The organism is Saccharopolyspora sp. NPDC002686 (genome assembly GCF_040295745.1).
GTDB classification, from domain to species: domain Bacteria; phylum Actinomycetota; class Actinomycetes; order Mycobacteriales; family Pseudonocardiaceae; genus Saccharopolyspora; species Saccharopolyspora oryzae.
Window position 1 is genome coordinate 1 of record NZ_JBEOVY010000255.1, and the last position, 11,522, is coordinate 11,522.

General features: G+C 71.3%; 11 protein-coding genes. 6 read left to right on the top strand and 5 right to left on the bottom strand.

Going from position 1 to position 11,522, the window contains the following annotated elements:
- The first annotated feature begins 180 nt into the window (after positions 1-180).
- Entirely contained in the window at positions 181-1,041 is an 861-nt protein-coding gene (locus tag ABTZ89_RS27505; RefSeq protein ID WP_351049939.1) for a glycosyltransferase family 2 protein, read from the top strand.
- Here ABTZ89_RS27505 and ABTZ89_RS27510 read toward each other — a convergent pair whose 3' ends face one another.
- Positions 1,042-1,386 (bottom strand): hypothetical protein, encoded by a 345-nt coding sequence (locus ABTZ89_RS27510; protein ID WP_270953307.1) that lies wholly within the window; start codon positions 1,384-1,386, stop codon positions 1,042-1,044.
- Between the two features lie 163 nt (positions 1,387-1,549).
- Between ABTZ89_RS27510 and manB the strand changes: the two genes are divergently transcribed.
- The 3 genes from manB (at position 1,550) to ABTZ89_RS27525 (ending at position 4,510) form a co-directional block, all read left to right on the top strand.
- Positions 1,550-2,650, top strand: coding sequence for a mannose-1-phosphate guanylyltransferase (manB, locus tag ABTZ89_RS27515; protein WP_351049942.1), 1,101 nt, complete (start codon positions 1,550-1,552; stop codon positions 2,648-2,650).
- A 289-nt stretch (positions 2,651-2,939) separates the two neighbouring features.
- Positions 2,940-3,851, top strand: a complete 912-nt coding sequence (locus ABTZ89_RS27520; protein ID WP_351049944.1) for a DNA-3-methyladenine glycosylase family protein — start codon at positions 2,940-2,942, stop codon at positions 3,849-3,851.
- Between the two features lie 365 nt (positions 3,852-4,216).
- On the top strand, positions 4,217-4,510 hold the full coding sequence (locus tag ABTZ89_RS27525; RefSeq protein WP_270953298.1) for a hypothetical protein: 294 nt from the start codon (positions 4,217-4,219) through the stop codon (positions 4,508-4,510).
- On the opposite strand, the gene ABTZ89_RS27530 is transcribed toward ABTZ89_RS27525, so the two are convergent.
- The 4 genes from ABTZ89_RS27530 to ABTZ89_RS27545 are packed head-to-tail and all read right to left on the bottom strand — an operon-like array spanning position 4,511 to position 8,177.
- On the bottom strand, positions 4,511-5,047 hold the full coding sequence (locus tag ABTZ89_RS27530) for an NUDIX hydrolase (protein WP_270953299.1): 537 nt from the start codon (positions 5,045-5,047) through the stop codon (positions 4,511-4,513).
- On the bottom strand, positions 5,044-6,387 hold the full coding sequence (locus tag ABTZ89_RS27535) for a coenzyme F420-0:L-glutamate ligase (RefSeq protein WP_270953300.1): 1,344 nt from the start codon (positions 6,385-6,387) through the stop codon (positions 5,044-5,046). The genes ABTZ89_RS27530 and ABTZ89_RS27535 overlap by 4 nt, the downstream gene beginning before the upstream one ends.
- Positions 6,384-7,376: a 2-phospho-L-lactate transferase gene (gene cofD / locus ABTZ89_RS27540; protein WP_270953301.1), complete on the bottom strand. Its 993-nt coding sequence runs from the start codon at positions 7,374-7,376 to the stop codon at positions 6,384-6,386. The genes ABTZ89_RS27535 and cofD overlap by 4 nt, the downstream gene beginning before the upstream one ends.
- Positions 7,377-7,421: 45 nt before the next feature.
- Positions 7,422-8,177, bottom strand: a complete 756-nt coding sequence (locus tag ABTZ89_RS27545; protein WP_270953302.1) for a site-2 protease family protein — start codon at positions 8,175-8,177, stop codon at positions 7,422-7,424.
- Between the two features lie 589 nt (positions 8,178-8,766).
- Between ABTZ89_RS27545 and ABTZ89_RS27550 the strand changes: the two genes are divergently transcribed.
- Positions 8,767-8,997 carry a WhiB family transcriptional regulator gene (locus ABTZ89_RS27550; protein WP_170210513.1) on the top strand — a complete coding sequence of 77 codons (231 nt, stop codon included), beginning with the start codon at positions 8,767-8,769 and terminating at the stop codon, positions 8,995-8,997.
- Positions 8,998-9,077: 80 nt separating this feature from the next.
- Positions 9,078-11,462, top strand: coding sequence for a glycosyltransferase family 2 protein (locus tag ABTZ89_RS27555; protein ID WP_351049950.1), 2,385 nt, complete (start codon positions 9,078-9,080; stop codon positions 11,460-11,462).
- The last annotated feature ends 60 nt before the right edge of the window (positions 11,463-11,522 follow it).

The following is an 11,522-nucleotide window of genomic DNA, read 5'->3' on the forward strand; positions in this document are numbered from 1 at the left end:
GCGCCCACCACATCCACCTCCGCACCCGCTGATCTGGCATACATCAAGTCGGGCACCCGGAGTCCAGGCGGGCGCTGAGGTTCCGCCACCCGCACCGCTACGCAGGACGAGGGTGGAAAAACCTCGTTGAAACTGCGGTCGGATTCCCGGGCTCGGGGCGGTTCGGCAGAATGTGGTGGCGTGACCGACGTGCGCACCTACGGCGACGAGCTCGCCGTTGTCACCGTGACCTACTCGCCGGGCGAGACGCTGGACCGGTTCCTGGACACCTTGCAGCAGGCGACGGACCGGCCGGTCCGGGTGATCCTCGCCGACAACGGGTCCACCGACGGCGAACCCGAGCGCGCTGCAGCCGAGCGCGCCAACGTCGAGTTCGTGCCCACCGGCGGCAACCTCGGCTACGGCGGAGGCGCCAACCGCGGCGTGGCCGCGCTGGGCGAGGAGTACGGCTGGATCGTCATCGCCAACCCCGACCTGGAGTGGCGGCCGGGGTCGCTCGACGAGCTGCTGGCCGCGTCGAAGCGCTGGCCGCGCGGGGGCTCCTTCGGCCCGCTGATCCGGGAACCCGGCGGCGAGGTCTACCCGTCGGCGCGGATGCTGCCCTCGATCGGGCGAGGGGCCGGGCACGCGGTGTTCTGCAAGATCTGGCCGAACAACCCGTGGACGCGCGCCTACCGGCAGTCCGAGGCGGAGATCACCGAACGCCCGGCGGGCTGGCTGTCCGGCTCGTGCCTGCTGCTGCGCCGCGAGGCGTTCGACTCCACCGACGGCTTCGACCCGCGCTACTTCATGTACTTCGAGGACGTCGACCTGGGCGACCGGTTGCGCCGCAAGGGCTGGCTCAACGTCTACGTGCCGGAAGCCGAGGTCATGCACATCGGCGGGCGCTCCACGGCGAAGGCGCCCAAGCGGATGCTGCTGGAGCACCACCGCAGCGCCTACCGCTACCTCGCCGACCGCCACCCGGGTCCGCTCTGGGCGCCCGTGCGCCTGGCGCTGCGCACCGCGCTGGCGCTCCGGGCCCGCATCGAAACGCGCTGATCAGTACTGGGGGTACTGCTGACCGGGTTGCGAACCGAGCGGTCCGAACTCGTTCGGGCCGCGCTGCGAGTGGTACGGGTTCGGCGGCAGGTTCTGCTGCCCGTAGTCCTCGGTCGGCCAGCCCTGCTGCGGCTCGGCCTGCGGCTTCGGGGCGGCCTGCGGCGGCCCGGGCACGGGGAGCGACGGCGCGGTGTCCGTGGGGTCGACGTGATCGACCACCTCGCGCGGGATGCGCACGGTGTTCGCGGCGTCCATCGGCGAGGTGGCGTTGTCCGGCGTGACGACGAACGCGCCGCGTGCCCGCGCGCGAGCAAGTGCTTCGTCGGCTCGGAGGAGCGGGTCCATGGGGATGCCCTCTCAGTCGTTCGCAGTCGGTGGTCCGCCGGGGGCGGGCGTCGAGCCGTGCGGGGACGGGCCCGGTGTTCATTATGCCGTTGGCCCTGCCAGAGTATTCCCCCCAATGGGTTTTCGTCAGTGAAGTCCGTGAGGTACAGGAGGAGCTACGCCGATGTCCGCGGATGATCGGGACCGGGCCGCACCGCCGGCGGCGGAGGCCGTCGTGCTGGTGGGCGGGCGCGGCGTGCGGCTGCGCCCGCTGACCTTGTCGGCGCCGAAGCCGATGCTGCCCACGGCCGGGGTGCCCTTCCTGCGCCACCTGCTGTCCCGGATCCGGGCCGCCGGCATCGAGCACGTGGTGCTCGGCACCTCCTACAAGGCGGAGGTCTTCGCCGAGCACTTCGGCGACGGTTCCGACCTCGGCCTGCGGCTGGAGTACGTGGTCGAGCCGCAGCCGCTGGACACCGCCGGGGCGATCCGCAACGTGTCGGACCGGCTCAGCGCCGACGACGTGCTGGTGTTCAACGGCGACATCCTGTCCGGAGTGGACCTCAACGAGCTGATCGCCACCCACCGCAGCACCGCGGCGGACGTGACGCTGCACCTGGTCAAGGTGGACGATCCCAGCCGGTTCGGCTGCGTGCCGACCGATCCGGACGGGCGGGTCACCGCGTTCCTGGAGAAGACCGAGAACCCGCCGGTGGACCAGATCAACGCCGGTTGCTACGTGTTCCGCCGCGAGGTGATCGACCGCATCCCGGCCGGTCGGCCGGTGTCGGTGGAGCGCGAGACGTTCCCGGAGCTGCTCGCCTCGGGCGCACGTGTGCAAGGCCACGTCGACACCTCGTACTGGCTGGACATGGGAACCCCGCAGGCGTTCGTCCGCGGCTCGGCGGACCTGGTGCTGGGCGTCGCGCCGACGAACGCGCTGCCGGGGGAGCACGGCGAGGCGCTGTGCCTCGACGGCACGTCGGTCGACGCTGGAGCCCAGGTCAGCGGTGGCAGCGCGATCGGTGCTGGCTGCGTCGTCGAGAGCGGTGCCAGCGTCGTGGAGTCGGTGCTGTTCGACGGGGTCCGCGTGGCCCGGGACGCGGTGGTCGAGAGCAGCGTGATCGGAGCGGGCGCGACGATCGGCGCGGGTGCGGTGCTGCGGGGCGCGATCATCGGTGATGATGCGCACATCGGCGCGGGCTGCGAACTGCTCGACGGAGTCCGCGTGTGGCCGGGCGTGAACCTGCCCGAGCACGGAGTCCGCTTCTCCGCCGACTGCTGAGCCAAACCCCGGCGTGTCCGCACCCGACACACCAGCACCCCACACCGCAGTTTCAATTGAAACTGTGGTCTCCACGGCGTGTCCGCACCCGACATGCCGAGGGGGTACCGCAGTTTCAATTGAAACTGTGAACCGTCGGCGTGTCGGGACCCGACATGCCGACACCTGTGGACAGGTCGTCCTCCCTGTGGAGAACTTCCGCAAATTCAATGGAAATCGGACCTCCGATTTCCATTGAAATTGCGGCCCACGATGACGGCGGAGCGGGTCGGCATACCCTCTGAGGGCGATGACTGACGCTCTGACCAGGACCTGGTGCCCCTCGTACCCGGTGGACCTGCCCCGGGTGCTCGCTCCGCTGCGCCGCGGAAGCGGCGATCCCACCACGCGGGTCGATCCCTCGGGCGCGGTGTGGTGGGGCACCACGACGCCGAAGGGCCCGACGACGTTGCGGCTGCGGAAGAACGGCGCGGGAGAAGTCCACGCCGCAGCGTGGGGGCCCGGCGCGCAGCTGGTGCTCGACGGCATCCCGGACCTGCTCGGCGACTCGGACGACGCCAGCGGGTTCGTCGCCGTGCACGACGTCGTGGAGCGGGGGCGGAAGGCCTCGCACGGGGTGCGGCTGTGCGCGTCCGGCCGGGTGTGGGACGTGCTGGTCGCGGCGGTCCTGGAGCAGAAGGTCACCAACCGGGAAGCGTGGCGCTCCTGGCGGGAGCTGTGCTGGCGCTTCGGCAGTCGCGCGCCAGGACCGGTCGAGAAGCTGTGGGTCGCACCGGATCCCGTGCAGCTGCGCGGGATCCGGGACTGGGAATGGCATCGCGCGGGCATCGACGGAGCCCGCAGGCGAACGCTGCTCGCCGCCGCATCGGTGGCAGCGAGGTTGGAGCGCGCGGCCGAGCTGCGCGGCGTCGAAGGGCGCGATCTCCTGCAGAAGGTGCCGGGCATCGGCCCGTGGACGGCGGCGGAGATCGCGCAGCGGGCCTGGGGCGACCCGGACGCGGTGAGCGTCGGCGACTACCACCTGCCGACGATCGTGGGCCTGGCGTTGGCGGGCCGCCCGCTCGACGACGAAGGCATGCTCGAAGCCCTCGCCCCCTACGAAGGCCACCGCCACCGAGCGGTCCGCTACCTCAGCGCAGCAGGAGCAACCCGCCCCCGCCACGGCCCCAGAATGCCCGCCCGCAACTACCGCACCATGTGAGCCCAAGCGCCAGACCTCTTCGGGTGAAAGCTGATCACGACGGGCGAATTTGACGCATTGCGATGCAATGCGTCGTGTTCTACTCTGGCTGTGCGCGAAATTTTGTGGACGGAGCAATCCGAGCAGCACATAGCCAGGCATTGCGTCGTGCCGGGCGAGGTCGAGGAGGTGGTGTTCAGCAGGCCGCAGTGGGTGGTCCCCAGGCCGAGCGAGGACGCCGAGCTGCTGTTCGGTCGCACGCTCGCTGGTCGTTACCTGTTAGTCGTCTTGGCCGATGGAGCGGACGGGCGTTGGTACGTGGTGACGGCACGAGAAATGACCCATAGAGAGCGCCGTGCCTTCCGGCGTAAGAGAAGGTGAGGGACATGGCGAAGTTGAATGAGCTCGCGCAGCACTACGACAACACCGACGTGAGTGCGGAGATGGACGCCGGGCACTGGGAGACCGAGCCCGCGCCGTCCGATCCGATGATCACCACCTCGCTGCGGCTGCCGAAGTCGTTGCTGGATCGAGTGCGCGTTCGGGCTGCTCAGGAAGACATGAAAGCCACAGCCTGGATCCGCGTCCTGATCGAGACGACCTTGTCCGGTTCCGAGGCGGACAGCATCGAAGCGCGCGTGCGGCGGCTCGAAGCCGCCGTGTTCAAGGAAACCGCTTGATCAGAGCCGCTGGCGGGCGGCGGTGATCAGGGGGTCGATGTCGGTGTTGTCCGGGAGGGCGTTCACCGGCCACCAGCGGAGGTCGAGGGACTCGTCGCTGCGGGTCGGCTCGGCTCCTTCCGGGGCGCGGACGACGAAGCGGACGTCGAAGTGCCGGGTCGGCTTGCCCAGCGAGCAGGTGATCGGGTGCACGTCGAGGTGCACCGGATCCGGATCCACCACCAGACCGTCCACACCGGACTCCTCGGTCGCTTCGCGCAGCGCCGCCCCGGCCAGCGTGGTGTCCTCCGGCTCGCAGTGACCGCCCAGCTGCAACCACGTGCCCACGCGCGGGTGCAGCGTCAGCAGCACGTTCTCGCCGGCCGCGTCGAGCAGCACCGCCGAGGCGGTGACGTGCCCGGGCTCGCAGGCGCGCAGGCACGCGTCGGCCCGGGCGTCCAGCAAGGTCAGGAAGGCGTGCCGCAGCGCTTCCTGCTGCGGGTCGGTCGGGCGCCAGTCACCGAGCACTCGCAGCGCGTCGGCCTGAGGTCCGCTCACAGCTCCACCAATCCGTCGTCGAGGTCGCGGGGTTCGCGCGGGCCGTCGACCGGTTCGGCCGGGTGGCCGACCGCGACGGCGCCGAGCGGTTCCCAGGAGTCCGGCAGGTCCAGTGCCGCGCGCACCACGTCCGGGCAGAACATCGTCGAGGACACCCAGCACGAGGCGAGCTCCTCGGCCGCCAGCGACACCAGCAGTCCCTGCACCGCAGCGCCGCCGGCGACGGTGAACATCTGCCGTTCCGCGTCCCCGCGCCGTTCGTCGGGGTAGTCGTGCGCACCTTCGCGGACCAGGAACGGCAGGACCAGCTCCGGGGCGGCGTAGAGCAGGTTGCCCCGGTTCACGCGCCGCTGGGCGGCGTCCTCCGGCATGCCGTCCGCGCGCAGGTCGTCCAGCCAAGCCGTGCGCATGGCGTCCAGCAGCTTCGACCGCAGCGGGCGGTCGCGCAGCCACACGAAGCGGACCGGGCGGGTGTGGTGCGGGGCGGGCGCGGTCAGCGCCGAGCCGACCGCGCGGCGCACCGCGTCCTCGTCGACCGGGGCGTCCGCGAACTGCCGCACCGAGCGGCGCATCAGCACCGCTTCGCGGCGGCCCTGCGCCAGCGCCTCGGCCGTGCCCATGGCGAACAGGTCCTCGTCGACCGTGCGGACGAGGTCCCGCGCGGACGAACCGTCGTCCACAGTGGTCAGACCGCGCACCACGGCGACCGGGACCGCGCCCAGCTTGCCCTTGACCAGGTCCGCCGCGGCGGCGATCTCGTCGGCCACCGCGACCAGCGTCACGGCCAGCTCGTTGCCCTGCGAATCCGTGCTGCCCGCGTAGTCGTGCAGCACGCCGACACCGGCCGAACCGATCGCCACGTCGGTCTGACCGACCCGCCAGGCGCGGCCCATCGTGTCGGTCACGACCACGCCGACCTGCACCCCGAGCCGCTCGGCGAGCCCGGCCCGCAGGCGGCGCGCGGAGGCGTCCGGGTCCTCCGGCAGCAGCGCGATCTGGTCCTGCGGCACGTTCGAGGCGTCGATGCCGGAGGCCGCCTGCACGATGCCGAGCTTGTTCTGGGTGATCAGCGTCCGGCCGCGCCGGGCCACCACGTGGGTGGCCTCGGACAGCACCAGCTCGCGGCGCAGCTCGTCGCGCAGCTGCGGGTCGAGCGGGGCGGACACCATCCGGTCCTCGACCTTGGACACCACCTTGCTGGTGACCACCACGACGTCGCCGTCGCTGAGCCACGGGGCGGCCGCCGAGATCGACGCCGCCAGGTCGTCGCCGGGGCCGAACTCCGGCAGCCCGGGAACCGCGAACAGCTGCAACCCGCCTGCCGCCGCGTGGTCCTTCATCGCGCCTCCCGCGCCAGGTCGAACGCCGCCTGCGCCATCGCGGCGGTGGCGTCCACATCGGACATCAGCAGCGGCACCGAGCGCACCTCCACGCCGGGGATCTCAGCGGAGTCACCCGTGTGCACCAGCCAGCCGTCCAGAACGCCCTCGGCGTCCTGCCGCGAGCCGTAGTGCCGACCGACCGCCTCGGCGGTGCTCTCCACGCCGATCGCGGTCAGGCAGGCGTCGGCCATGCCGCGCAGCGGCCGTCCGCCGACGATCGGGGACAGGCCCACGACCGGCGCCGAGGTCTCCCGCAGCGCGGTGCGGAAACCCGGCACCGCCAGCAGCGTTCCGATGCTGACCACCGGGTTCGACGGCGCCATCAGCACCACGTCGGCCTGCTGCAGCGCGTCCAGCACTGCAGGCGTCGGCTTGGCCTCGTCCGCCCCGACCGGCACGATCGCGTGCGCCTTCGGCTCCGCGCGGTGCCGCACCCACCACTCCTGGAAGTGCACGGCCCGCTGCTCACCGGTCTCCGGATCGTCGATGGCGACGTGGGTCTCCACCCGCTCGTCGGTCACCGGCAGCAGGCCGACGCCCGGCCGCCACCGGTCGCACAGCGCTTCGGTGACCGCCGACAGCGAATAACCCGCGCGCAGCATCCGCGAGCGCACCAGGTGGGTGGCGATGTCGCGGTCGCCGAGCCCGAACCAGCTCGGTTCGGCGCCGTAGGCGGCCAGCTCCTCCTTGACCGACCAGGACTCGTCGACCCGACCCCAGCCCTTCGCCTCGTCGATGCCACCGCCGAGGGTGTACATGCAGGTGTCCAGGTCCGGGCACACCCGCAACCCGTGCATCCACACGTCATCGCCCACGTTGACCACCGCGGTGACCTCGTGCTCGGACTGCTGCTGCGGCTCGCCCACGGCGGGCAGGCCCAGTGCTGCCTTCACCCCGAGCAGGAACCGCGCGCCACCGACTCCACCGACCAGAACTACGACCTTCACGGTTCCGATCCTCGCACGGAGCCCGCTCCAGGAGGATGCGGAACCTCAGAACCCGAACACGCTGCGGAAGATCGCCTGTCCCAGGGCGGTGAGCGTTGTGTCACCACCGACCAGGCCGAAGACGAAGTAGGCGAGCTGGAAGAACATCCGGCCGACGAGCGGAACGCCGATCAGCAGCAGGAACAGCACCAGCGGCGCCCACGGTCGCGCCTTCTCGCCGAACTGCCGGGCCGGGGCGGACAGGTACGGTTCGATCGCGCCGTAGCCGTCCAGGCCGGGGATCGGCAGGATGTTCAGCACGAATGCGATCACCTGCAGGAAGGCCAGGTAGGACAGGCCGGAGGCCAGCCCGATCGGCATCGGCACCGCGGCGACCGCGGTGGCGATCAGCAGGCCCAGCACCAGGTTCGTCAGCGGTCCGGCCAGCGACACCATCGACTCGGTGCGGCGCGAGCGCAGCGCGTGGTGGTTGATCCACACCGCGCCGCCGGGCAGCGGGATCCCGCCGAGCGCCACGAAGATCAGCGGCAGCACGATGCTCAGGATCGGATCGGTGTAGCGCCGCGGGTCCAGCGTCAGGTAGCCCTTCGAGCGCACCGAGAGGTCCCCGCCGCGGAACGCGGTGACCGCGTGGCCGAACTCGTGCAGGCACAGCGACGTCGTCCAGCCGCCGAGCACGAGCAGCAGGACGCCGGTGGTCCGCGCGAGGTTGCTGTCGAAGGTGGCCAGCACGCCGCCCAGCACGGTCAGTCCGAGGAACGCCAGGAACAGGGGGCTGATGCGGGTCGTGGAGCTCTTCACGACCCCAGTGTCCACGAACCGGGCGGCCACGCGGCGGGGCACGAGTGATCGCGTAGTGGTATTCATGATCTCGGGACTCCGTGCGGGGGATCTGTTCCGGCGGACGGAGTACTGGCGCTGCGCCGAAAGCGTGCGTTCAGCGGAGCTCGGTGGTGGTGCGGTGGCGCTGTCCGGGTGTCCCCCTACGGATGGTCTCCGCTTGACCGCAAGGAGCTACACGGGTGTAATCACAGCAGTGTCATTCACCGTTGAAATGATCATTCCTCGGGAGGGGAGATCGCGACAGCGGGACGACCGGGTGCGGGAGACCTGGTCGGGCACGGGGTCGGTCGAGGTGCCGCTGGCGGAGAGAGGGCGAGCGGCGCACCCGGTCGGCGACGGCGCCGCCGTCGGAGTTGCGAGGTCCTCGTGAGGGGCCAGACCACCCGTGAGCATGGAGTGCGTCCTGTTCCGGCCCTGGGGAGGGCCGGCGGGAACGGGAGAAATCGGGGGAAGTCCAGCGATGTGGGAATCAGGAGACAGCCGCTTGGCGGAGCGTGGGGACGCACCCGCCGTCGCGGAATTCGACGTTCTTGCCGAACTGTTCGAAATGTCCGAAGAAGAGCAGGAGTGGCAGGAACGGGCGCTCTGCGCGCAGACCGATCCGGAAGCGTTCTTCCCGGAGAAGGGCGGCTCCACGCGGGAGGCGAAGCGGATCTGCCAGGGCTGCGAGGTGCGCTCCGAGTGCTTGGAGTACGCGTTGCAGCACGACGAGCGCTTCGGGATCTGGGGCGGACTGTCCGAAAGGGAGCGCCGCAAGCTCAAGCGCCGCGCAGTCTGAGGCCGCTGCCCGCCGATCACGCCTGAATCAGGTCATTTCGGCGGGTTTTCTTCCGCTGCTGGTGCATTACCGTTCGTGCGGTGGTGGATCTGCTCGGCAGGAGGAAGACTTTGAGCGCGCCGGTGCTGGCGGTGTTGGTGTGTCGGGACGGCGAAGCGTGGCTGCCGGAAGTGCTCGCCGCGCTCGGTGAGCAGTCCGAGAGACCGCGCCGCGTGGTCGTGGTGGACACCGGTTCGGCCGACCGCAGCGCGGAACTGCTGGAGCAGGCGCGCGCGGATCAGGTCGTCGACGACGTGCTGACGTTGCCGCGGGACACCTCCTTCGCCACTGCGGTCGCGGATGCGGTGGCGCTCGGGAAGCGGCGGTGGGCCGACCCCGGGCGCTGGTTGTGGTTGTTGGGCGGCGATTCCGCGCCGAAGCCGGAGCAGCTGGCCGAACTGCTGGCGGCGGCCGGGGACGATCCGGCGGCTGCCGAGGTGGAGCCGGGCAAGCTGATCCGCCGCGACGTCTTCGAGCGGCTGGAACGTCGGCCTTCGCCGTCGCCGCGCGACAACGCCCGCGGAGGTTTGGTCAGCCGCGGCAGGGTGTTGCGGCTGCTGTCGTCCCCGCCCTTCGTGCTCGTCGCCGCGCTGCTGCTGTTCGCACTGATCAACGCGTTGGTCGCCGGGCGGCTCGGATCGGGTCTGGCGGGTGGGCGACTGCTTCCGGTGGCCGACCTCGGCACGACCTGGCGGGACTACGTGGCCGCGTGGCATCCGGTCGACGGCGGCACGAGTTCTCCGGCGCCGCCTTCGCTGCTGGTGCTCGCGCTGCTCGGCAGTGTCCTAGGTGGACCGTCGGTGGTGGTGTCGCTCCTGCTGCTGTTCGGGGCTCCGCTCGCGGGGCTCAGCGCTTACTTCGCGACCCGGGGGCTCCCGGTCCCGCCGCTGCGCCGCGCGATCGCGGCAGGTGCGTACGCCGTGCTGCCGGCGGCTCTGCTGTCGGCGGGGCAGGGGCGTGTGGACGTGGTCGTCGCGCACATCATGGTGCCGCCGCTGCTCGCCGGCATCGCTGCGGTGATGAGGCGTTCCGATCGCAAGTGGCTGGGCCGGGTTTGCCTGACCGCGCTGGGCCTGGCGCTGCTCGGTGCGTTCTCCCCGCTGCTGCACCTGTCGTTGATCGTGCTCGCGCTGCTCGCGCACGTCCTGCTGCCGGGGGAGAACGCGCGCAGCCAGCACCGGGTGGCCGGGCTGGCCGCGGTGGTGCTGCTCTCCGTCGCCTGCCTGCTGCCGTGGCCCGTGGTGCTGCTGAAGAATCCGGAGGTGTTGCTGCACGGGCTCGGCGCTCGAGCTGTGGAGCAGCCAGCTGGTGCGTGGTTGCTGGCGTTGAGCCCGGATGGTTCGGCGGCGAGCGTGCCTGGAGTGCTGTTCGTCCTGGCCGCGGTGGTGGTGCTCGCGTTCGCTTGGGACAAGCGGATGCTGCCCGCGGTCGGAGTCGCGGTCTTCGGCTGGTTGCTGGCGGCCGCGGTGGACGGTTCGGCGGCCGAGCCGATCAGCGGTGGCATCGCGACCGTCGGCTGGACGGGCGGGCCGCTGGTGCTCGTCGCGGTCGGGTGCAGCTGGATCGTGCTGCAGGCCGGACAGCTGAAGATGCCCGCGAAGTTCCCCGCGGTGCGGCCGGAATTCGGCCTCGCCGCGCTTGGCGTCGTGCTGCTCGGACTGGTGGTCAGCTCCGCCTTCGCGGTGATCAGCGGCCCGCTCGGCCCGCAGCGTCCGTTGACCGGGCCGACCGGAACGCGGCTGGTGCTCGACCCGGGGCAGCAGCCCGCGCGGCTGGTCACCGGTTCCGGGCCGCACTTCGGTGACGACGACCTGGCACCGGCCGGAACCGCCGCCGACTGGCTCCGCCAGGTCGACGGCGATCTGCGCTCCGCCGATCCCGGTCGGGTGCGGGAGGCGCTCGCCGCGGTGGCCGCTCGGGGCGCGGAGTTCGTGGTCGTGCCGGGCGAATCCCAGGTGTTGGAGCTCGGCCACGGCCTGGTGAACGAGCAGGAACGGCTCCCGGACGGCAGCCGGGTCCTGCGCCTGCTGCTGCCGAGTTCGCCGGTCAAGCTGGTCGGTCCCGACTTGGCGCGCCAGGCGCAGACCGAACCGGAACCGACTCCCGAAGCCCGTCCGCTCCCGGTCGCCGCGCAGCTGCCGAACTTCACCGTCCGGGTCTCCGAAGGCGGACTCGGACGCGCGCTCGTCCTCGGCGCGGAGAACGAGCCCGGCTGGTACGCCCGGGTCGACGGGAAGGAGCTCCCCCTGACCACGGCCTGGGGACACCAGGTGGCGATCCCGTTGCCGGAGAAGGCCGCAGAGGTCCAGGTCGGGTTCACCGAGCTGCCCCGCACGGCCCTGCTGTCCCTCCAAGCCGCGGCGGTCCTGTTCACCCTCGTCGCGGCGATCCCCAGCCGCCGCCGCAAACCCGGCCCCCGCCCCTGATCACCACCGAGGGCTGAGCGCCGTGGGGCGCAGTTTCAATTGAAACTGCGCCCCCACGGC

Coding starts and splice junctions, on each gene's coding strand:
- ABTZ89_RS27510 (WP_270953307.1), bottom strand. CDS start 1,386: ATGGACCCGCTCCTCCGAGCCGACGAAGCACTTGCTCGCGCGCGGGCA.
- manB (WP_351049942.1), top strand. CDS start 1,550: ATGTCCGCGGATGATCGGGACCGGGCCGCACCGCCGGCGGCGGAGGCC.
- ABTZ89_RS27520 (WP_351049944.1), top strand. CDS start 2,940: ATGACTGACGCTCTGACCAGGACCTGGTGCCCCTCGTACCCGGTGGAC.
- ABTZ89_RS27525 (WP_270953298.1), top strand. CDS start 4,217: ATGGCGAAGTTGAATGAGCTCGCGCAGCACTACGACAACACCGACGTG.
- ABTZ89_RS27535 (WP_270953300.1), bottom strand. CDS start 6,387: ATGAAGGACCACGCGGCGGCAGGCGGGTTGCAGCTGTTCGCGGTTCCC.
- ABTZ89_RS27550 (WP_170210513.1), top strand. CDS start 8,767: ATGTCCGAAGAAGAGCAGGAGTGGCAGGAACGGGCGCTCTGCGCGCAG.